At 36.2% G+C, this 22,139-nt stretch carries 17 protein-coding genes and 1 other RNA gene; 11 read left to right on the top strand and 7 right to left on the bottom strand.

The genetic code is table 11. From position 1 onward, the window contains the following. Positions 1 to 50 precede the first annotated feature (50 nt). The 5 genes from AC3B5D_RS03215 to mvk all read right to left on the bottom strand — a co-directional run bounded on the left by AC3B5D_RS03215 (position 51) and on the right by mvk (position 4,753). Positions 51 to 602, bottom strand: coding sequence for a TetR/AcrR family transcriptional regulator (locus AC3B5D_RS03215; RefSeq protein WP_489839536.1), 552 nt, complete (start codon positions 600 to 602; stop codon positions 51 to 53). 108 nt (positions 603 to 710) lie between these two features. Further along, the gene (fni, locus tag AC3B5D_RS03210; RefSeq protein ID WP_489839537.1) at positions 711 to 1,751 is read right to left on the bottom strand and encodes a type 2 isopentenyl-diphosphate Delta-isomerase; all 1,041 of its coding nucleotides are present in this window, start codon (positions 1,749 to 1,751) and stop codon (positions 711 to 713) included. A gap of 2 nt (positions 1,752 to 1,753) precedes the next feature. Continuing rightward, positions 1,754 to 2,824, bottom strand: coding sequence for a phosphomevalonate kinase (locus tag AC3B5D_RS03205; RefSeq protein WP_489839538.1), 1,071 nt, complete (start codon positions 2,822 to 2,824; stop codon positions 1,754 to 1,756). Then, on the bottom strand, positions 2,821 to 3,801 hold the full coding sequence (gene mvaD, locus AC3B5D_RS03200; protein ID WP_489839539.1) for a diphosphomevalonate decarboxylase: 981 nt from the start codon (positions 3,799 to 3,801) through the stop codon (positions 2,821 to 2,823). The genes AC3B5D_RS03205 and mvaD overlap by 4 nt, the downstream gene beginning before the upstream one ends. A gap of 16 nt (positions 3,802 to 3,817) precedes the next feature. Beyond that, complete coding sequence (mvk, locus tag AC3B5D_RS03195) at positions 3,818 to 4,753, bottom strand: mevalonate kinase (RefSeq protein ID WP_489839540.1); 936 nt, start codon at positions 4,751 to 4,753, stop codon at positions 3,818 to 3,820. Between the two features lie 260 nt (positions 4,754 to 5,013). Between mvk and AC3B5D_RS03190 the strand changes: the two genes are divergently transcribed. The 4 genes from AC3B5D_RS03190 (at position 5,014) to AC3B5D_RS03175 (ending at position 10,642) form a co-directional block, all read left to right on the top strand. Then, on the top strand, positions 5,014 to 7,836 hold the full coding sequence (locus AC3B5D_RS03190) for a helicase C-terminal domain-containing protein (RefSeq protein ID WP_489839541.1): 2,823 nt from the start codon (positions 5,014 to 5,016) through the stop codon (positions 7,834 to 7,836). An 81-nt stretch (positions 7,837 to 7,917) separates the two neighbouring features. After that, positions 7,918 to 8,430: a cell wall elongation regulator TseB-like domain-containing protein gene (locus AC3B5D_RS03185; protein WP_489839542.1), complete on the top strand. Its 513-nt coding sequence runs from the start codon at positions 7,918 to 7,920 to the stop codon at positions 8,428 to 8,430. A gap of 32 nt (positions 8,431 to 8,462) precedes the next feature. Beyond that, positions 8,463 to 9,758, top strand: a complete 1,296-nt coding sequence (gene asnS, locus AC3B5D_RS03180) for an asparagine--tRNA ligase (protein WP_489839543.1) — start codon at positions 8,463 to 8,465, stop codon at positions 9,756 to 9,758. A 152-nt stretch (positions 9,759 to 9,910) separates the two neighbouring features. Beyond that, positions 9,911 to 10,642 carry a DnaD domain-containing protein gene (locus AC3B5D_RS03175; RefSeq protein WP_489839544.1) on the top strand — a complete coding sequence of 244 codons (732 nt, stop codon included), beginning with the start codon at positions 9,911 to 9,913 and terminating at the stop codon, positions 10,640 to 10,642. Positions 10,643 to 10,699: 57 nt separating this feature from the next. On the opposite strand, the gene AC3B5D_RS03170 is transcribed toward AC3B5D_RS03175, so the two are convergent. Both AC3B5D_RS03170 and recU read right to left on the bottom strand, forming a co-directional pair. Further along, on the bottom strand, positions 10,700 to 13,000 hold the full coding sequence (locus AC3B5D_RS03170) for a PBP1A family penicillin-binding protein (RefSeq protein ID WP_489839545.1): 2,301 nt from the start codon (positions 12,998 to 13,000) through the stop codon (positions 10,700 to 10,702). Beyond that, positions 12,997 to 13,623 (bottom strand): Holliday junction resolvase RecU, encoded by a 627-nt coding sequence (recU, locus tag AC3B5D_RS03165; RefSeq protein WP_489839546.1) that lies wholly within the window; start codon positions 13,621 to 13,623, stop codon positions 12,997 to 12,999. Before recU ends, AC3B5D_RS03170 begins: the two co-directional genes overlap by 4 nt. A 114-nt stretch (positions 13,624 to 13,737) precedes the next feature. On the opposite strand from recU, the gene AC3B5D_RS03160 reads away from it, so the two are divergent. The 7 genes from AC3B5D_RS03160 (at position 13,738) to AC3B5D_RS03130 (ending at position 22,053) form a co-directional block, all read left to right on the top strand. Then, on the top strand, positions 13,738 to 14,310 hold the full coding sequence (locus AC3B5D_RS03160) for an SLOG family protein (protein WP_489839547.1): 573 nt from the start codon (positions 13,738 to 13,740) through the stop codon (positions 14,308 to 14,310). Positions 14,311 to 14,406: 96 nt separating this feature from the next. Beyond that, positions 14,407 to 14,823, top strand: coding sequence for a cell division regulator GpsB (gene gpsB, locus AC3B5D_RS03155; RefSeq protein ID WP_489839548.1), 417 nt, complete (start codon positions 14,407 to 14,409; stop codon positions 14,821 to 14,823). 24 nt (positions 14,824 to 14,847) lie between these two features. Further along, positions 14,848 to 15,221, top strand: an RNA gene (rnpB, locus tag AC3B5D_RS03150) — RNase P RNA component class B. Between the two features lie 103 nt (positions 15,222 to 15,324). Continuing rightward, positions 15,325 to 16,458: a THUMP domain-containing class I SAM-dependent RNA methyltransferase gene (locus tag AC3B5D_RS03145; protein ID WP_489839549.1), complete on the top strand. Its 1,134-nt coding sequence runs from the start codon at positions 15,325 to 15,327 to the stop codon at positions 16,456 to 16,458. Positions 16,459 to 16,503: 45 nt separating this feature from the next. Continuing rightward, a complete protein-coding gene (gene pcrA / locus AC3B5D_RS03140; RefSeq protein ID WP_489839550.1) occupies positions 16,504 to 18,777 on the top strand; it encodes a DNA helicase PcrA in 2,274 nt (757 codons plus the stop codon). Between the two features lie 14 nt (positions 18,778 to 18,791). Further along, positions 18,792 to 20,825, top strand: a complete 2,034-nt coding sequence (gene ligA, locus AC3B5D_RS03135) for an NAD-dependent DNA ligase LigA (protein ID WP_489839551.1) — start codon at positions 18,792 to 18,794, stop codon at positions 20,823 to 20,825. Between the two features lie 40 nt (positions 20,826 to 20,865). Beyond that, complete coding sequence (locus tag AC3B5D_RS03130; protein WP_489839552.1) at positions 20,866 to 22,053, top strand: CamS family sex pheromone protein; 1,188 nt, start codon at positions 20,866 to 20,868, stop codon at positions 22,051 to 22,053. Positions 22,054 to 22,139: the final 86 nt, after the last annotated feature.

The following is a 22,139-nucleotide window of genomic DNA, read 5'->3' as shown; positions in this document are numbered from 1 at the left end:
AGTAATAAATAAAAAATCACCTGATAGCGGAATCGTTATCAGGTGATTTTTTAAATATTAGCATGTTGTGCATTTGTCATTTCATTTGCAATGTGAACCATTTGATCAATTGATTCATGAGCACCAGTGGCAATCCAGCGAATCGCTAAAGCTAACATCCCAGATGCTGTAAAGTCAGAGACGTAATCAATAGACTGGTTAAATGTCACTTGATTTTGTAATAATTCTGCATAAAGTCCATGTAGAATATCACGTAAGGGTGGATAGAATTGTTCACGTAATCCGGCATTTAACAGGACAGCGATTGTAATGCCATTCGCCTTAACAAAGCCAAAAAAAGCTCTTGAAATTTCATTAACATCTAATGGTAATGCATTCGCTTCTTTTTCAAAATCTTGGGTCAATTGCAAAACAATTTCCTTGATGACAGCTTCTTTTGTACCAAAATGGCGGTAGAAAGCCATCCGTGACACGCCTGCCTTACGGGCAATTTCTGTAACCGCAAGTTGGTCATAGGAGTGACTTTGTAACAAGGTTAGTGTTGCATCAATAATTTGATCGTCTGTTTGTTGACGAATACTTTCTGTTAACAAGTTTTTCATACTTTAATTTTACGCTATTAACAACTAAGTCAGTGAAAAATTAAGCAAACTGAAGATTCATTTTAACGACTTAATAAAACCTTTGTAAACGCTACCGAAACATTAATATTATAAGTGTCGTTGTTGTTGATAATTTTGTAATTCAGGTGATAGCACATATTGAACTTTTTTTAAATCAGCTATTGAATCAGCACCAACTAATGCATATAATTCCTTTAATTGTTGTTGCCAGGTTTTAATTTCTTGGGTTAGGCCTTCAGAACCATGCTGTAATACAGTATGTAAAAAATGTCCCGCAATACCAACAGCCGTTGCTCCTAAAACTTGCGCTTTCAAGACATCAAGAGGATTTTGAATACCTCCAGTTGCAAAAATAACAGGTTTTTCATGCAGTAACTGAGTATCTAATAGACTTTCTGCAGTCGTTTGTCCCCAATCATATAAAAAATCATAACCTAATTTTTTGTCACGATTTCTTCGATCTTCAATAATTGCAAAATTAGTTCCCGAGCGACCACCAATATTGACATATTTGGCACCATTATCATACAATTTTTTAATTGTTTGGGCGCTCATACCAAAGCCAACTTCTTTAACGATAACAGGAACAGATACAGAATGAATGATGTCAATAATATTATCAAGCCAGACAAACTCTTGATCACCTTCAGGCATGACAATTTCTTGGGCAACATTGACATGTACTTCTAATGCATTTGCATCGATCATATCAACAACTTCTTGAGCAGAGCTTGCTGAATGACCAGCACCAATGTTTGCCATGATGAAGCCATCTGGATTAATTTCACGTGCAATAGTAAAAGTCTTGATTGCAGATGTATCTTTTAGAGCAATACTTTGTGATCCAACAGCCATAGCGATACCCGTTGATTTTGCCGCTTCGGCCAATTGACGATTTATTTCCCCGGTCCGTTCACTACCACCAGTCATTGCCTCAATATAAAAAGGCGTTGTAAAATTAAAATTTTCATCCTGGATAGCTGTGGATACCTTATTAATTTTTATTTCGGGTAAACTTTGATGAATGAGTCGAACTTGTTGCAAAGACGATACTGGCGCATGTCGTCGAAATTCTGCTTCAGCTAATGCAAGGTGTTCATCTTTTCGATGTGCGTGTGCTGATTCCATTATTATTCTCCTAATATTGCGATTTTTAAAGGTAATGGCACAATGTTTGCGCGACGCCAAGACTGTTTCAATGACTTTGCTTGACTATTATTAATGGCCACTGCAACAACATTATCACCAGCACCAGCACCTGATATTTTAGCAGGAACACCAATCTTTTTTGCGATAAGCATAGCATTAGAGAGATTGTTCGTTAAATAATCAATGTTAACTTGATCAGCAAAGTTAATGAGGCTCGTTTGATTTGCCAAAATATTTTTAATCAACAATGAAAAATCAACAGTCAAAATACTTTTAACAAGATTGTCTATGATGGGTAATGTTTGCGCTGCTAAGGTCTCTTTGGCGTGCTTTTTTTCTTTTGTAGATACGACGGTATCCAATAATTGCTGTGTATCGGCAGGCTCGCCAGTCCAGCCGATAACCAGTTGCCATTGTGATGGCCACGATAGTTCTGTGATAGTTAACTCTGGCCAATATGTATTAATTATTGATTTATAATCATGCATGTTTCTCATTAACTCTGCAACTGAATGATTGTCAAATTTTTGATATAAAACCATGCCACCGTATACCGCAACCGCCAAGTCTCCCATAGATCCATGGGAAAATTGGGGAAGTGATAGCATGACAATAACACCTAGTTTAAATTGTTGTTGTTTCGTCAAATGTAGGTGCCATAGTGTATTGAAAGCTTTGATTATTGCTGAGACAACAGCTGCTGATGAACCAAGACCTAATTTTTTACCTTCAAAGGTAAGAGCACTAGTTATTTTTATTTTTACTGCTAATAACTCTTGATCATCCGTAAAATGATAGTCATAAATGACTTGAATGGTTTGCAAAACAAGTTGCCATTGATTAGAGACTATATTTTTATGAAGATCATTTAAAGAAAATTTATAAGTTCCTAATTGGTCACTTTCTAACTGAACGTCATTACCAGAAATTTCCTGCATTGTTACAGTAATATATTTATTTACACCAAAAATAATGGCACGTTGCCTTGGTAATGTAATTGCATATTCTCCTGCCAAGTATAGCTTACCAGGTGCTTTTGCCGTCACTATCATATAGTATCTCCTACAACAATTTTAATACCAGGACCGGGTGTCGCAACAATCACCTGAGAAGGTGAGACAATTTTTGAAAGTGCTTTTTTAATATTTAGTGAATCATCTGGACGTGAAATTAATTTAACGTTTGGTCCTGCATCCATAGTGGCATACACAGGAATACCATTTGCACGTAATTTTTGCGCCATCATAATGACTTGCCAGCTTGTATCTGTTAAATAGTTAAAGGGTGGCATGGCAGTTGTATTTATCGCATGCATTTGTAATGCATTTGCTTCAGCAAGCTCGCCTAATTTCATTAAGTCATGCTGTTCAATAGCTACAATCATGTCATCTATTTGTGAATTTGCTAATGTTACCCAATCATTATAAAAAGGGGAAGTTGCTTTAGCATGTTGCATACCAAGACGTGATCCAACTTTTTTAGGTTGATCACTGACAATAACAGTCATGAGTTGGATCGGCCAATCAACTGTCTCAGAAATTGAACTACCAACTGATGTTTGATCATCACCAGGGATCCATTTGGCAAAGCCACCAAAGATTGATCTAGTGGCAGAACCAGAACCATGTCGTGCTAGTCGAGATAATTCTAATGGTGTTAGTTGTAATCCCGCTGCTTTACTGGCAGCACCTGCTAGTGCCGCGAAAGCTGATGCAGATGAGGCAAGTCCAGCAGCGGTTGGAACATGATTGTTGGAAACAACATGGGCATATGAATCAACTGCTGCATTTTGCCGTACTAAATTTAAAAATCGACTAACTTTATCTTTCTCATGGCCAGTAATTGCAACATTATCCAAAATTAACTGATCAGTGGTCAATTGCTTATCGAACCAGACAGTTGTATCAGTATAAAATTCATTAAGCGTTAGTGAAATTGACGTCGTTGTAGGGGTAATAATTGATTCATCAGCCTTTCCCCAATACTTCAGTAAAGCGATATTTGTGTGCGCACGAGCCGTGTAATGCATGATAGATACTCCTAAACTAATGATGATTATAATTCTGTGTCCAGACTTCTTGTGCACCGCTTTCTTCTAGCGCTTTAATTACTTGTGCTGTTTGTTTTTCACCTTTAGTAATTGCAATCATCGTCCCACCGATACCGCCACCGGTTAATTTTGCACCCACAGCACCAGCATTGCGAGCAGCTGTAATCAATTCATCCAGTTTAGGATGAGAAATACCTAATGCAGCCAAATGTTTTTGTGCTTTATTCATAAAATGACCAACCTTAAGTAAATCATTTTCTGAAATTGCCAAGCGTGTATTTCGGGCAATTTCACCAATTTTATCGATGTGATGTTGGGCAATTTCAGGCTCATTTAGCAAGTGTTCACGAACAACTGAAATAGCGAGACCCGTTTGCCCTTGAATGCCAGTATCTGCGATGATCAAGGTACCATCTAATGACATGTCAATCTTTTCAGGTTGATTACCCTTAACAAACCAAACGGCCTGATCGTGTGCGGCCGTTGCTGTATCAAGTCCAGAGGGAGATCCATGAGTGATGGCTTCTTCAATACTTGACCAACGTTGTAAATCTTTCTTTGATAAAGGCTTATCAAAGAAGTCAAAAAAACTACGAACAATCGCAATTGCAGTTGCAGCTGACGATCCCATGCCACGCTCTTGTGGAATATTTGATGTGATCGTCATTGTAAAAGGCATTTCATCTGAATTGAAATACTTTAATAATCGATTGATTAATTGTCGAATCCCTTCATAGACTTCCGCCATTGCTTCTAATGGGCCCTGATAAGATTGTGATAGCACAATTTGTCCTGCTTCACGTGATTCGATTTTAACAGTCATTGCCAAATCCGGCAGAGGAAGTGCAATAGCTGGCTGGCCATAAACGACCGCATGTTCGCCAAGTAAAATAACTTTGGCATGGCTGACGCCGATTCCTGGTTTTTTCACTTTGAAATTACCAATCCATTCTATTTTTTATTTTAGCTTTCTTAATCATACCAAATTCATTGATTAATTACATCATTCATATTACTGATTCTAGCTTAAATTACTTTATATAAATGAAATTTTACATATTGTCAACTGTTCGTTTTATAATGTATTTTATATGAAAGGTAAATAATTTATTGTTATATAAGGCAAATTTTAGACTGCAGATATGCTATAATCAAGCTAAGATTACAAAGAGAAAGTCGTGGTACGTTTCGATGCTAAATAAAGACATCTATGCGGTTGTTGATCTTGAAACAACCCGTACAACGAGCGAATCAGGCCGTATTATCCAAATTGCGATTGCGTTCGTGCAGAATAAAAAAATTATTAATCAATTTTCAACTTTAATTAATCCAAATGAAATAATCCCGCGTAATATTATCCAGCTAACTGGGATTACGCAAGAAATGGTGCAACAGGCACCCGTATTTGAAGATGTTGCAGAATCAATTTATACGATGTTATCCGGCACTATTTTCGTTGCGCATAATGTGAACTTTGATTTACCATTTTTAAATGCTGAATTTCAACGAATTGGTTTATCACCACTACGGTTAACAGCGATTGATACGGTGACACTAAGTCAAATTGTTTGGCCAACGGCACCAGGATTTCGCTTAGTCGATTTAACATCATATTTATCATTATCACATGGTCACCCACATCAGGCTGACAGTGATGCTTTAGCAACAGGGGCTTTATTAATTAAAATAATGGACCGCCTTGAAAAATTACCGATTGTCACGCTACAAGCATTAGTTGATTTACCATTAGTTTTACCACAAGATACAGCACATTTATTTGAACAAGTACTTCTCAGAGCAAAAGCGTTACGGCGACCTTTACCAAAACATTTGCAAGTTATTGATGGTTTAGCCATTCGCCGATTTAGTGATCCTGAGGCACTCGTACCCAAGCAAGGAGAGTCGTATCCAGCAAAACGAGCAGCTAAACAGCAGCTTTACGGCAAGAAACTAGTCTATCGTGAGCAACAGGCTAAGTTAATGAACGCAATCAAAAATCATTATACTAATACCGATTTATCGGAAGTGCCAGGTGAATCAGCTTTTATTGCAGAAGCACCTACTGGTATGGGAAAAACACTTGGCTTTTTATTACCGTATGCTTACCTAGCAAATGATAATAAAAAACAAGTTGTTGTGACAGAACCAACCATTACTTTGCAAACACAAATTACCGAAACTGTTAACACTGTTTTACATGATATTTTACCTTTTGAGGTACGAGCAGTAAGTTTAAAAGGAAGACGACATTATTTGAATTTGCAAAGTTTTAAGCGCTCTTTACAAATTGATGAGGGAACAACTTCACTACAATTTATCAAAGCACAAATTTTAGTTTGGTTAACAGAAACAACGAGAGGGGATTTTGATGAACTACATCTAATGAATGCCCAGCAAAAATTTATTGCAAAGTTGTCACAAAATGCCAATAATCCAATTGGTTCACCGTTTTATGGTTATGAATTTTTTGAACGGCAGCACATTTTGGCACAACAATCACAATTTTTGATTGTGAATCATAATTATTTAGCAGAATACGCGAATGAATTGGGCACAAAACAAAATCCGCCATATTTAGTCATTGATGAAGCGCAAAACTTGCCAGCTGCCATTTTGGAACAAAGTCGGCATCACTTGCCAATTCAAATTTGGATTGCCAGAGTACAAACAGCTATTAATCTTATTTTACAAGACGTTCAACCAGCAATCGGCAATATATTACGGCATATAGTTGGTGGTGAACAGCTACGAAATCATTTATTACGCTCATTAGAGCAATTAGCAAATGAAATTCCACAGTTACAAGTTGCTTTGTATCGACGTTTTTTACTTAACAAGAGAACCCCACCAACACAAGGAAGGTATGAAATTGCTTTAGCTAATAATGATTTTGCACAATTTTGGATAGATCAAGCAAACCATGTTAAAACGATTCATGATGAAGTACAAAATCTAGATGATACCTTACAGTTATTACTAAAAGAGTTCAGCGGTACAAAAGGCAAATTTTCATTAGGTGAACGCCAACAACTGGCTGATTTCCGTCGATTATTAGATAGTATTACACAGTACGAAAAACAATTAATGACTTTCCAACAAGATTTAGTGGACTTTCCAGATGCTAGTATCTTCTGGTTAACTGAATCACAAAATCGTGATAGTAGTAATTTACAATTAAGTGGTGGCCTACTGCATACATTAAACTATTTTAAAGAGAAGGTGTATCCACACTTTATGCCTCCAACAATTATTGGTGCAACATTGTTTACTTCTACAAAATCTGGCTACTTGTATGATCGTTTAAATTTGGATAAAGACACGGCAACAGTACGACATTATCCAGATATTTTTGACTTTAAAAATCAAGCTGATTTAATTATGGTTAAGAATGCACCGTTACCAACAAGTGTGAACTTTGCTAATTATTTAGCCAAACAGTTAGTTGATGTCACAACAGCTATAAATCAAAATACATTAGTTCTGTTCAATTCTTTAGATACAATTCGCCAAGTATATAATCATGTTCAAAGTAATCGAAAATTTCAACAAACACAGTTAACATTATTAGCACAGGGAATTACAGGTACCCGTGGTAAAATCAGAAAACGGATGCAAAGTGAACAACATCTCGTTGTTTTAGGTGCTGCTAGTTTCTGGGAAGGTATTGACTTACCTGGAGACCAACTAAAATTATTAGTTATTGCTCGTCTACCTTTTGACCGTCCAGATTCCGTTTTACAAAAGGCAGAAGAAGCTGTTTTGACAGCACAAGGCAAACAGCCGTTTTATCAAAGTACACTGCCTAAAGCTGTTTTAAAATTACGCCAGGGCGTTGGACGCTTAATCCGCACGCCAACGGACCATGGTGCTATTATTATTTACGATACAAGAATTATTACAAAGTCTTATGGTAAAACTTTGCGAAAAATGTTACCTAATAATTTACCACAAAAGGAATTAAATGATTCTGATGTTGTTAGAGAGTTAAAAGATTTCTTTGATGAACATCTTTAATAAGATTAGAAAATTTGGTAAAGTAGTAAGTGGTTTATTTTTACAGTAGGCAAGACTATTAAAGTAAAGGAGCTTAGTATCATGGAGATGCGATCAACGGTCCACGGACGCCGTGGTAAGCGGCTTCGACACTGGTTACTTGGCATTCTAGTGTTTTTGTTTATTATTTTGATTGGTGTATCGATATTAGGAGAAGCACAAAGGCCCGTTGATGTGGCCAGAAATCGTGTAACTAAGCTTGCTAAGCAATCAAACGATTTAACTTCTGTCTCAAAATTTTATCGAATTTCACGACAACATACTTATTACAGTGCAATCGGTGAAAATAAAAAACATCAAACGGTTGGTGTTATTGTTCAGGGAAAGTCAAATAAACTAACAACAATAAAAATGTCAGATGGTTTATCTGAGAGTCGTGTCCGTCAGTTAGTCGAGAAACAGTATCAACCTAAAAAAATAACAAGTATTGGTCTTGCTATATATAAAAAAGTACCTGTTTGGCAGTTAACATTTATTGACAAAGATAATAATTTAAATTTCATTACTTATCAATTCTCAGATGGTAAACAAGTTCAAACAATTCGTCATTTATAAAAAATAAATAATTTATAAGGGAGCTTAAAACAATGGAGACTATTCGCATTGAAGACGCGAAGAACTATGTTGGCCAAGAAGTCCGCTTAGGTGCTTGGTTAAGAAATAAACGTGGATCAGGGAAAATGCAATTTTTACAATTGCGTGATGGCACGGCTTTTTTTCAAGGAGTGGTTGTTAAGTCAGTTGTTGGTGAAGAAATTTTTGCCAAAGCAAAGGCACTTTCACAAGAAACAAGTATGTATTTGGTTGGAACAATTGTTGCTGATGAAAGATCACCATTTGGTTATGAAATGCAAGTGAAAGATTTAACGGTTGTCGGTAGCTCACAAGACTATCCGATTACACCAAAAGAGCATGGTACAGAGTTTTTGATGGATCATCGTCACTTATATTTGCGTCATATCCAACCATTTGCTGTCCTACGTATTCGTAATACTTTGATTGCAGCAACGTATGAATTTTTCAACAAAGAAGGCTTTATTAAAATTGATTCACCATTATTAACGGGTTCAGCTCCTGAAGGTACCACAGAATTGTTTCATACTGAATACTTTGATGAAGATGCCTACTTATCACAGACTGGTCAATTATATGCTGAAGCTGGGGCAATGGCATTCGGGCGTGTCTTTACATTTGGGCCAACGTTTCGAGCTGAAAAATCTAAAACACGTCGTCATCTAACAGAATTTTGGATGATTGAGCCTGAAATGGCCTGGATGACTCAAGAGGATTCATTAAAAATTCAGGAACGTTATATTGCTTATTTGATTCAAGCCGTTTTGGATCGTAACGAATATGAATTGGATTTATTAGGGCGTGATAAAGATTTGCTAAAGTCTTATACACAATTACCATATCCACGTATCTCTTATGATGATGCCATTACTTTGCTTCAGGAAAATGATTTTGATGTTAAGTGGGGGGTTGACTTTGGTTCACCAGAAGAAACCTTTTTAGCAAATCACTTTGCAAAACCTGTCTTTATCGTCAACTTTCCTAAAGAAATTAAGGCTTTCTACATGAAACGCCATCCAACCCGTGACGATGTTGTCATATCTGCTGATCTGCTAGCTCCTGAAGGCTATGGCGAAATTATTGGTGGTTCAGAGCGTGATACTGATTATGACTATCTTGAAGCACGTATTAAAGAACAAGGATTAGACCTAAATGAATATTCATGGTACTTAGATTTACGTAAGTATGGTTCCGTGCCACATTCAGGATTTGGTTTAGGACTAGAACGTGCTGTCACTTGGATTACAGGTGAGAAACATATTCGTGAAGCGATACCGTTTCCACGAACCATGAATCGCCTATGGCCATAAACAAAATTAAAATAAAACCAGTATAGTCACTTAAGAACGGTAATGTGATATATACTGGTTTTTACTTACTAATTCATAATTATATTGCCAAAATTTAAATATGATTATGATATGCTTATAAATAATATCTGCAAAGAAAGTGACCGATAGAAATGACAATTGATCAAAATAATGTCTTAAAATTTTTAAAAGTTGGTCAGACAACTTTAGACAACTTTTTATTACTTCATTATCGAGAAGTAGGTATGAATAATGAAGAACTTTTAGTTTACATCCAAACCAAAATGGGCATTGATCGTGGTAATCCAGAACCCAGTACTGAAAATATAGGTAATACAATGGGATGGTCTGCCAAAAAAGTGTTCTCGTATCTTGAATCAATGCGCAAAAAGGGGTTAGTTGACTTTAATAGTCGTCATGCGAGTGATGGTAAAGTAACGACTGAACTCGATTTTAGCCCACTTTATATGGCACTACTAGATATAAAAACAGATCATGAGCGTTTGACAACAAACCAAGGCATTCCCAAAATTGATAATGAACAGATTGCACGAGCTGATATTTATAATATGGTTGAACAAGAATTTGGTCGTCCTCTAAGTCAAATTGAAATTGAAACGATTAAAAATTGGTTCGATATTGACCATTTTGACCCCAAGTTTATTAAAGCGGCTATCCAAGAAGCCGTCTTAAATTCAGCACTTAATTTAAGATATATCGAAACTATTTTAATTTCTTGGCAGAAAAAAAACTATCACTCACTAAATGACATAAAAAATGAGCGTAATCGTCATACAACCTATAAACAATTACAAGTTGATGATGTGGTTGATATTCCAACGAATGTTGATATTTTAAATACTGATTGGGAAAAATTTAAATAATAACACACAAAAAAGGAATGCCTAATTAGACATTCCTTTTACTTTACTACCTATTATTTATTGTGTAGGTGTTGTACTTTGTGTACTACTTGATTGTGAACCACTATCAGTGGACGTATTAGCACTACTTGTATTTTCTGAGGGTTGACTTGAACTTTCTGCTGAAGACGACGATGATTCTGAGCTGCTACTTATCGATTCATTAGAAGTCGATGATGGTTCTGAGCTGCTACTTGATACCTCACTAGATGAAGAACTACGTGAGGAAGATCTTGAAGACGACTTTTTAATCACTTGACTAACTGTATCTTCAGAAGAAGTATTTGCACCAACAACAGAGTATTCTTTAACACCATTAATCGTCGAACTCTTTACCGCACTTGGCATTGTCCAATCCGAACCATCGGCGCTACCACTAGACATAATGTAATCCATCAAAGCTTTATAAACACGCAATGGTATAAATTGTTGTTCTCCAGATGCTAATGAGTGACCAGTTTCATTTGGTTGATCATAACCTGTCCAAACGGAAATTGATGCTGCTTTTGTAAATCCAGTAAACCATGAATCAGAGGCTGAACCATCCGGCATGTTCAATGAATCAGCATAAGCAGTAACACCAGTTTTACCAGCTTGTGCGTAGTCAGATGTGTTAATGATTTTGGCATATGAATCAGTTATGACTGATTTCATCATATTAGTCAGCATGAAAGCTGTTGATGATTTCATTGCTGTGCTACCTGTATTTTTGAATTCCTTAACAGCACCACTTTGGTCTGTAATCTTAGAAATATACTGTGGCTTGTAATAAGTACCACCGTTATCAAAGGCAGCAAAAGCAGCTGCTTCCTGTTCACTTGAAACATCAATACCAATGGCACTTGATGCAACAAGTTTGTTACTCTTAATTGGAATACCAACCTTATTTAAGAAAGCAGATGACTTATCGTAACCAACTTCTTGCAATGTTTTGATTGCTGGAATATTTCTTGAAAGAGCTAGTGCTTTACGCATTGTAATTTGACCAAGATAGGTGCGATCCGCATCGTATACAGATGTATTTGTTCCTGGATAAACATAGGCAGAATCATTAACTGCATGATTTGTTGACCAGCTCAAATTTTCAACTGCTGGACCATAATCAACTAATGGTTTAGCTGTTGATCCAGATGAACGCTTTGTATTCGTTGCGCGGTTTGAACCCTGTAACGTCGTCTGCTTACGACCACCAATTTGTGCTATAACTTTCCCATTCTTAGGATTTGTCACAGTTAATCCAACTTGCATGAGGTTATCCGTCCATGAAACATAATCATTAGTATTAGTAATGTCGTATGCCCGTTTTTGAATATCAGGATCCAAATTAGTTTGTACGACCAAACCGTCTTTGTTTAAATCGTAACCCATCTTTGTTAATTTATTGCGAACAGAGGTAATATAAGCATCATCAACACGTGCATCTTTATCTTCAGAACTTAAGGTTGCATGTTCTGATGCTAAGCCATCCTTAATTGATGTTTTACTATATTTTGTTGCATCTGATTGTGAAATGACATTGTTACTTGCCATAGCTTGCAAAACTTCATTTCGACGAGCTGTTGCACCTTTTGGATTAGCATAAGGATCGTAGCCAGAAGGAGATTGAGGCAAGCCGGCTAGTAGGGCCATTTGTGGCACTGTCAACTGTGACAAGTCCTTGTTGAAATAATATTCAGCAGCTGTTTTCATACCATAAACGCCATTACCCATATAAACTTTATTCATATATAATGTTAAAATTTGGTTTTTTGAATATTGTTTCTCGAGTTTAATAGCCAACCAAGCTTCTTGCGCTTTACGCTTTAATGTTTGATCACTAGCATTTGTTGAAAATGCCGTTAATTTAATTAATTGTTGTGTCAGGGTAGACCCACCTTGTAAGCCCAGTGATGAACCAGTGACATTGGCAAACGCTGCGCCAATAATACGTTTAGGATCAACACCATTATGCTTATAGAAGCGACGATCTTCAATTGAAACAACAGCCATACGCATTTCTTTGGGAATTTCACTTTGCTTGGCGGTTTCTCGTTTTGACCCTGTTGAATAGAAAACATTCCCATCTTTATCTAAGAATTTGGTTTGTGATGTCCCAACTAAAGCTGCATTCGTCACTTTTGGTGCAGATGATGCATAATAAGCAAATAAACCAGCTCCAGCTAAACCACCAACAACGAATAAAATAACTAACGACCAAATCGTATACTTTAAAACACGTTTAAATTTTGAACTAGGTTTTTTTTGTTTTGGCTGAGAAGGCCGTTTATGATTTTTCGTGTTGTTACGTCCTCGTTCAACACGTGACATCTCTTCTGTCATAGTGCGTTATCTCCTTCTTGTTTACGTTGTGCTAATAATTTATCAACGGCCATTAAATAAGGGGTTGTTGGATTGACTTTAGGTTCTACTAATTCACCTGCATTAACAACGTCCTCATAAGGAATTGATTTTCGACCAGTTTCTTTATTTTCCCAATATTGAAAAATGAAGTTGGCCCAGACAACGTATGTTTCTTTTAAAACTGTAAATCTAATAATCATGAAAGCTAAACCATGTTGTTTTGCGATTGCTTTTAGATGTTGGATTTGATGGTCATGGATATTATTTAAAGGAAAAGAGCGTTTATGGGTTGTTTCCTTGGCATCAAAGTCAATATAATATCCTTTATAAACACCATTATAATCCGTCGTAGAAGCTTGCCGAAAATACGCTTCTGTAATCTTAGCTGCAGAACGAGCCGGATAGCTCACATTGACAATTTGGATGGGTGTAGGTTTTTTATGTATAACCGCTTGCTCAGTTGCCAAATAATAGTCATTCGCAGCATTAATATCGGCTTCTAATGACATTCCGCGATTACTTTGCGAAATACCTGAATTAACACTAGGTTTTCGAAAAGCTTTTTGATTAAATGAATGTCCGTTGGGATAATTAAAAGTCATCATAAACTCCTAAAATTAAACTTTATCTTTGTTATTATACCAAAAGTGGTTCAATAGTAACAGTTTAGTGGAATTTGTAAGGAAAAAATAAGTTAAGAAAGGTATTTATAATTAATGAATCGTCTTTGGGTAACCGGATTTCGTAGTTTTGAACTAGGTATTTTTAACACAAAAGATCCAAAATTAACTGTAATTAAATATGCACTAAAAAAAATTCTAAACATGAAAGTAGAGGATGGCTGTGAATGGCTGTTGACAGGGGGACAATTAGGTATTGAACAATGGGCTATTGAAGAGGCTTTACAACTAAAAGAACAACAATCTTTAAATTTTCAAATAGCACTCATGGTACCATTTTTAGATTTTGGTAGTCGTTGGCAACAAAATAAGCAAGAAAGATTAAATGAACTAAAACAATCTGTTGATTTTAGCAGTTCTGTTTTTCAATCAAACTATCAAAATCCACAACAGTTGCGATTATATCAAGAGTTTATGTTAAAGCATACAGAAAGTGCAGTCATATTCTATGATCAACAAGCTGAGAAATCACGAGCAAAATATGATTATCAAGCTATGAAAAAATTTTCCGAAAATCATAATTATCCAATCTTATTAGTTGATTTCGATCGTCTGCAAGAATATGCTGATGAATACCAGTTAGAAAATGCCGATGATTTTGATCAATAACGATCATAATAAATATTATTTTTTACATAACTAGCTTTGTCATCTGTTTAAAAAGCTGGTAAACTAGGATAAGAAGAAAACTAAGGAGTGCAAGTGATGGAAAACGTGCAACATACTCGTGAAGAAATTCTAAACAAGGATTTTAAGAAGACCCGTATTGGTACTGGCTATGATATAACGGATGTAGATGCTTACTTAGATGAGATTATTTCTGATTATCAAGCCTTCCAAACGAATATTAATGAACTCAACAATCAGAACCAAAAATTAAAAGATCAAGTAGCAGAATTAACAAAACAAATTTCTGCAGCGCCAGCGTCGACACCAAAAGCATCGCCGGCTCCTACAGTTAATACAAATATGGATATCTTAAAGCGTTTATCGAATTTGGAGCGTCGTGTATTTGGCGCATCATCTGAGCAATTTAAGAGAAACCAGGAAAGTAGTGTTGAGAAGACATCTGATGTAGAAAATATCGTTGTTGAAGAAAGTGCTACACAATCGGCTGAATAAGTGTATAATGATTATTCGTGATGTATTAGTGGGTGATTGCGTGTGACTGATGTTGCATGAGGAAAGTCCATGCTCGCACTAACTGTGATGTTAGTAGTGTTCGCGCTAGCTGAAAAAATAAGGCTAGGCATTTAACTGTGTTAAATGACGGCCAGTGAAAAATCTAAGGATTTTATCTATGATTTAGTAGCTGTTAAGGTGCCACAGTGACGAACCATCAAAGAAATACGATGGGTGGAACGCGGTAAACCCCACGAGCGGGCAACCCAAACTTTGGTAGGGGCGCTTGACCTAACAAAAAGAAGTGATGGTCGGGGAAACAGGAATGTTTGAGATAGATGATTACCACTAAATAAAGATTGCCAATTTTTATTTAGAACAAAACATGGCTTACAGCTAATACATTCGGCAGCCGGCGTCCTTGTGGCGTCGGTTTTCTTTTTGCCCAATTTTTTAAACTCATTTATAATAAAATGTATCAACCTGAAAAGAGAAGTAAATATGAAAAACTTTAAATTAATGGCAACCATGGGAGCTGGTATGGAATCCTTAGTTGCACGAGAACTCAAAGAAATGGGTTATGCAACTCAAACTGAGAACGGCCGTGTTTTTTTTGATGGTGATATAGAAGATATTTACCGCGCAAATTTATGGTTACGTGTTGCCGATCGTATCAAAATCGTTGTTCAAGAATTCGATGCCAAAACTTTTGACCAGTTATTTGAAAAAACAAAAGCATTTCCCTGGGAAGATTTATTACCCTATGATGCCAATTTCCCTGTGAATGGTCGTTCAAAGAACTCAATCTTACATTCAGTACCAACTGTCCAAGCAATTACTAAAAAAGCAATCGTTAAACGTTTATCTGAGGCATATCATACTCACAGTTATTTGCCCGAAACTGGTCAACGATATGTTTTAGAAACAGCAATTGATAAGAACCATGTCATGATTACCCTTGATACGACTGGTGATTCATTATTTAAACGAGGTTATCGTACTGAAAAAGGTGGTGCGCCTTTGAAAGAAACAATGGCCGCTGCATTAGTTAAACTAGCACACTGGTTCACTGATAATCCATTTGTTGACCCAACAACTGGATCAGGAACGATCGCTATTGAGGCTGCTTTAATTGGTCGAAATATTGCTCCTGGATTAAATCGTGAATTTGATATTACTGATTGGGATTGGTTTGATAAAAAGATTGGGCAGACTCTCAAAGCACAAGCGCGTAGCATGATTAATTTTGATGAGCCGTTAGATATTAGCGGTTTTGATATCGACGAAAATATGATTGCCATTGCAAAAGCTAATGCAGAAGCTGCAGGTGTTGGTGATGACATTACATTTAAACAATTAGCTGCGGCTGATTGGTCAACTGACAAAATTAATGGTGTGTTAGTTGCTAATCCCCCATATGGTGAGCGTTTGGGTGATGAAACAGCTGCTCGACAATTATATAGCCAAATGGGGCACATTTATAATCATATGCCGACATGGTCTAAATATATTTTGACATCAGATGAAGAATTTGAAAATGCATTTGGTCAAAAGGCTACGAAAAAACGTAAGTTGTATAATGGGGCATTAAAAGTAGATTTGTATCAGTATTGGGGAAAAAAGATTCGCCATTAAAATATTGAAAGAAGTTCAAGTTGATGATTTGAAGGGAGAAATAATATGAATCCGTTACTTGCGGGTATGAATGATAAGCAAGCTGAAGCTGTTGTTACAACTGAAGGACCACTTTTAATAATGGCTGGTGCGGGTTCAGGAAAGACACGGGTGTTAACACACCGTGTCGCACATCTCATTAAAGATTTAGATGTGCACCCATGGCGTATTTTAGCAATTACGTTTACCAATAAAGCAGCTCGTGAAATGAAAGAGCGTATTGGCCAGCTTGTGGATGATGCAGATGCTGAAGCTGTTTGGGTTTCAACTTTTCATGCACTTGCTGTGCGAATTTTGCGACGTGATATTGATAAATTGGGCTATAAAAAAGATTTTTCAATTATTGATGCCAGTGCACAACGAACTTTAGTAAAACGTATTTTAAAAGATTTAAATGTGGATATTGAGAAATACACGCCACGTGCTGTTTTAGGTGCGATTTCTAATGCAAAGAACATTATGGAAAAACCAGACATGTATTTAAAACATGCCTCTGAACCTTTTGAGAAAATTGTTGGTAAAACCTATAAAGAATATCAACACCGGTTAGCATTAGCGCAATCTCTAGATTTTGATGATCTAATTATGTTAACAATTGAACTACTTCATCAAGATGAGGCCGTTCGTCAATACTATCAAGAAAAGTTTCTCTATGTTCATGTCGATGAGTATCAAGACACAAACGATGCACAGTATGAATTAGTAACATTACTCTCTGCAAAACATCGTAATTTAGCAGTTGTTGGTGACTCTGACCAATCTATCTATGGTTGGCGTGGCGCAAATATGCAAATTATTCTAAACTTTAACAAGGAATATCCAGATGCAAAAACGGTCATGCTTGAACAGAATTATCGTTCAACACAAACGATTTTAGATGCCGCAAATGCCGTTATTCGTAATAATAATGAACGAATTGCTAAAAAGTTGTGGACAGATAATGGTGATGGAGAAAAAATCACTTATTTTCGTGGACAATCTGATCGTTCTGAAGCACTGTATGTGCTTAAAGAAATTCGTGACGCTGTCAATTCAAAAAAGTATGCTTATAAAGATTTTGCTATTCTTTATCGAACTAATGCGCAATCTCGTGGTGTGGAAGAGGCTCTAGTTAAAGCCAACATCCCTTACACAGTTGTTGGTGGTTCTAAGTTTTACGAGCGAAAGGAAATTCGAGATATTTTAGCATACTTAGCACTAATAACTAATCCAGCAGATAATGAAAATTTTTTACGAATTGTTAATGAACCTAAACGTGGCATTGGTCAAACATCATTAGAAAAATTGCGCCGCTTTGCTCTAGAAAAAGATTGGACATTACTTGATAGCGCTGCCAATGCAGCACTAATTCCTGATTTATCAACACGTGCCGCAAATAAACTGGCAGAGTTCGCCACGATGATTGCAACCTTCAGAGAACAAATGTCATTTGATTTAAGCCTAACCGATTTAACAAAATCAATTCTGGATAAATCCGGTTACGAGACACAATTGAAAAAAACACCTACACCTGAAAACGAAGGGCGTCTGGAAAATCTTTCTGAATTTCTGTCTGTTACTGAAGAATTCGATAAATCTTATCAGCCAACAGATGAGAGTATTTCTAAATATGTTGACTTCTTAGGTGAATTAGCACTGGTATCAGATTTGGATAGTGTTGATGAAAATAGTAGTAATCAAGTAACCTTAATGACTTTACATGCTGCTAAAGGACTGGAATTTCCAGTTGTCTTCTTAATTGGTATGGAAGAAAATATTTTCCCACTATCACGTGCTGCGATAGATGATGATCAATTAGAAGAAGAACGTCGCTTAGCTTATGTTGGTATTACCCGTGCCAAAGAAAAATTATACTTAACAAATGCTTTCTCAAGATTATTGTATGGTCGAACAACAAGTAATCCAGCGTCAAGATTCATTGATGAAATTGACGCAAAACTTATTAAGGTACAATATGATGGTGATAGTTTCCAACCAAGAAATCGTGAAAATGACCTGCCATTTAATCAACGTAACAATGTCGCGCAAGGTGTCACGTTTAGTGGTCGTCGTCAAGCTCGACAATCGGTTAGTCAAGCTCAGCCAAGTACAACAAGTACTGGTGCTGAAAAGAAAGATTGGACGATTGGTGATGCCGTACAACATAAGAAGTGGGGAATCGGACACGTCATTAAAATTACTGGTGAAGGGGAGGATAAAGAATTAGATATTGCTTTCCCTAACCAAGGTATTAAAAGATTACTGGCTGCTTTTGCACCTATTAATAAAGTTGAAAAATAGATAGGAGATTGATCATGTCAGAGGTTACACTAACAAATCCAGCGAAAGCAGCTGAAAAAATGGCCCAACTACAAGAGCAGTTGCAAAAGTGGGCGGTAGAATATTATGAAAAAGATGCCCCGACTGTTGAGGATGCTGAGTATGATCAAGTTTATAAACGTTTAGAAGAACTAGAAAATGCTTTTCCTGAATTAGTTAGCAGTGACTCTATTACACACCAAGTTGGTGGTCATAAAACAAAGTCTGAATTACCAAAAGTACAACATGACGTACCAATGCTATCACTAGGTGATGTCTTTTCATTTAATGAATTATCTAGTTGGTTAGATAATACGCAAAAATCATTTATTGAGCCATTATCATATAATGCTGAACTAAAAATCGATGGTTTAGCCATTAGTATTATTTATGAAAATGGTCATTTAATACAAGCATCTACACGTGGTGATGGTAATATTGGCGAAGACGTTACCAAGAATATCAAACAAATAAAAGGTATTCCGATCGATCTTAACGAACCACTATCTGTTGAGGTTCGTGGAGAGATATATATGCCAAAACAGGCGTTTGTTAATTTAAACGAAAGTCGAGAACGTGACGGTATCCCAACATTTGCTAATCCTCGTAATGCAGCAGCTGGTTCATTACGGCAATTAGATCCACAAATTACAAAAAAGCGAAAGTTGGCAGCATTTTTCTATCAAGCTGTTGATCCAATAAAAAATTTACATGTGTCGCAACAGTCTGATTTACTACTCAAATTAAATGATTTAGGATTGCCTACCAATACAACTAATCGTGTGATTAACAATATGCAAGATATTGAAAACTATATTGTCTCACAAACGGCAGCCAGAGATACCTTAGCATATGGCATCGACGGTATCGTCATTAAAGTAAATAATTTAAATTACCATGACGAATTAGGGAATACAGTAAAAGTTCCTAAATGGGCAATTGCTTATAAATTTCCACCTGAAGAGGCAAATACAACTGTTTTGGATATTGAATGGACAGTTGGTCGAACTGGTGCTGTGACGCCAACAGCAGTCATGACGCCCGTTCAATTAGCGGGTACGACAGTTGCAAGAGCGTCGCTACACAATGCTGACTATCTACAAGAAAAAGATATTCGCATCGGTGATGTCGTAACACTACATAAGGCTGGTGATATCATCCCAGAAGTTGGTAAAGTTCTATTAAATAAGCGTTCTGAAACAAGCGTTGCATATGAGCTGCCCAAAAATTGTCCTACTTGTCATCAACCTTTAGTCCACGTTGATGGTGAAGTCGCACTAAGATGTATTAATCCTGCTTGTCCAACTCAGGTACAGGAATCATTAACACATTTTGCTTCACGTAATGCAATGAACATTGATGGTCTTGGTCCGAAAATCATTTCACAATTGTTAGCACACCAATTAATTACCAAAGTAACAGATCTTTATCGTCTAACATATGACGATTTAATCCAATTAGATAAATTTGGTGATACGGCTGCTAATAATTTATTAAACGCCATTACTACTTCCAAGTCTAATTCAGTTGAACGGTTGTTGTTCGGTTTGGGTATTCGAAATGTTGGTGCAAAAGCAGCCAAAACGATTGCTGTTAAATTTGGTTCACTAGACGCAATTGCCAATGCAACAGCTGAAGAAATTTCAAAATTACCTGGTATGGGACTCATTATTGGTGATAGTATTACGCAATATTTTGCCACTAATCAAGCACAAGAATTATTAGCTGATTTTAAATTGCTAGGTGTTAACTTAACATTCACTTCACATGCAAAGGCCATTGACAATCCACTATTTACAGATAAAAAGATTGTTTTGACTGGGACGCTGTCTTCATTTTCTAGACGTGAAGCTACTGCTTGGTTAGAAACACAAGGAGCAACTGTTGCTGGCTCTGTTTCTAAAAAAACTGATTTATTGATTGCTGGAGAGAACGCAGGTTCTAAACTCACAAAGGCACAAGATCTTGGCATAGAAATTTGGTCAGAAAAACAATTGCGTGATATTATGGATACTAATGATAATGAATAATTGCTAAATTAAACGCGATTTAGTTTAAAGGAGAACAAGTATGCGTGCAGTAAAATGGTTATCTACCATTGGAGTTGTCGCTGTGTTAGTTGCAGCGTTAGTTTTCTTTGGAAACTTTTTTTCTAAGAATTCTTCTTCCGTTTCAAACACAAATAGTAATAAAACAACGACAACAAAATCAAGTTCAAAAAAGGGTATTCAAATAACTAGTAAAAATAATAACTCGTCTTATCAGACAGTGATTAAAAATGGTCGTTATCTAACTAGTAAAGCACGAGGCGTGACAGCTTCTCAAGAAAATAATACCTTTAATCAAGTGAGCTTTGAAAATGGCTTATTAGATTTTTCTAAAGAGCACTTCAGTACTTCAAAATATATTTTCCAAGAGGGTCAATATTTGACAACTAACACTGCAAATAATTGGTTAGCTCGTAAATCAAGTAGTAATCAACTTGGTCTTAATCCTGAAGATAACGGTAAATATGATGATAGTCGTAATCCTATTTATCTTCAAAGTATCGAAGAACAGGATTTCATGACCAAAGAAGGTAATAACCTCAAATTAAATGGTATTGTTTTAGGTTTAGCAATGAACACACAAGATACCTATCAAAAAGAGCAATATGGTGCTAGTTACACGCAAGATATTAGTAATGCAGATCGCATCAGCCATGGTCGAGAAATTGCTAATGAAATTGTAAAACGTTATCGCAAAATTAACGGCATTAGTAATAATACGCCAATTTATGTTGCAATGTACGCACAAGCAAAAGATGATTCATTAGCCGGTGGTAACTATTATAGTTGGAATGTTTCAAAGTCTGGTGATAATTTAGGTAATTGGACAGATCTTAATAATCAAACGGTTGTCTTGCCAATGCAAGCAGACACAGATAATGCAAAATCCGTTGGTACAAAATTAAATACTAGTTTTGTTAATTTTACGGATAATATCGAAAGTTTTTTCCCAAATCTATCTTCTGTCACCGGTCAAGCATCATATGAAGGTAATAATTTAAAAGGGCTCATTGTAACTGTTTCGACACAGTTCTACTCAGCAACTGAAATCGAAAGCTTTGCAAATTATATCGCGCAGAGTGCACCAAATTATTTGCCAAAAGGAGTCTCTGTTAAAATTAAAATCGAAGCTTCGACAGGTATGCAAGCCTACCTAATTCAAAGTGCTAATTCTGATAAGTATAAAGTAACTATTTTAGGTTCATACTAATTTGAATAGAAAAGTCACAGAATTGTGGCTTTTTTTCTTGCTTTTTTATAGACTTAAAAGTAACATAGTGAAAATGTTTATTTTAT

It is taken from the genome of Weissella sp. ESL1177 (genome assembly GCF_058107185.1).
Note: the sequence above shows the minus strand (reverse complement) of the source record. Positions and strands in the feature narration are given on the sequence as shown.

Coding starts and splice junctions, on each gene's coding strand:
- AC3B5D_RS03205 (WP_489839538.1), bottom strand. CDS start 2,824: ATGATAGTGACGGCAAAAGCACCTGGTAAGCTATACTTGGCAGGAGAA.
- ligA (WP_489839551.1), top strand. CDS start 18,792: ATGTCAGAGGTTACACTAACAAATCCAGCGAAAGCAGCTGAAAAAATG.
- AC3B5D_RS03130 (WP_489839552.1), top strand. CDS start 20,866: ATGCGTGCAGTAAAATGGTTATCTACCATTGGAGTTGTCGCTGTGTTA.
- AC3B5D_RS03160 (WP_489839547.1), top strand. CDS start 13,738: ATGAATCGTCTTTGGGTAACCGGATTTCGTAGTTTTGAACTAGGTATT.
- asnS (WP_489839543.1), top strand. CDS start 8,463: ATGGAGACTATTCGCATTGAAGACGCGAAGAACTATGTTGGCCAAGAA.
- fni (WP_489839537.1), bottom strand. CDS start 1,751: ATGGAATCAGCACACGCACATCGAAAAGATGAACACCTTGCATTAGCT.
- AC3B5D_RS03175 (WP_489839544.1), top strand. CDS start 9,911: ATGACAATTGATCAAAATAATGTCTTAAAATTTTTAAAAGTTGGTCAG.
- AC3B5D_RS03215 (WP_489839536.1), bottom strand. CDS start 602: ATGAAAAACTTGTTAACAGAAAGTATTCGTCAACAAACAGACGATCAA.
- pcrA (WP_489839550.1), top strand. CDS start 16,504: ATGAATCCGTTACTTGCGGGTATGAATGATAAGCAAGCTGAAGCTGTT.
- mvaD (WP_489839539.1), bottom strand. CDS start 3,801: ATGCATTACACGGCTCGTGCGCACACAAATATCGCTTTACTGAAGTAT.
- gpsB (WP_489839548.1), top strand. CDS start 14,407: ATGGAAAACGTGCAACATACTCGTGAAGAAATTCTAAACAAGGATTTT.
- AC3B5D_RS03185 (WP_489839542.1), top strand. CDS start 7,918: ATGGAGATGCGATCAACGGTCCACGGACGCCGTGGTAAGCGGCTTCGA.
- recU (WP_489839546.1), bottom strand. CDS start 13,623: ATGACTTTTAATTATCCCAACGGACATTCATTTAATCAAAAAGCTTTT.
- AC3B5D_RS03145 (WP_489839549.1), top strand. CDS start 15,325: ATGAAAAACTTTAAATTAATGGCAACCATGGGAGCTGGTATGGAATCC.
- AC3B5D_RS03190 (WP_489839541.1), top strand. CDS start 5,014: ATGCTAAATAAAGACATCTATGCGGTTGTTGATCTTGAAACAACCCGT.
- AC3B5D_RS03170 (WP_489839545.1), bottom strand. CDS start 13,000: ATGACAGAAGAGATGTCACGTGTTGAACGAGGACGTAACAACACGAAA.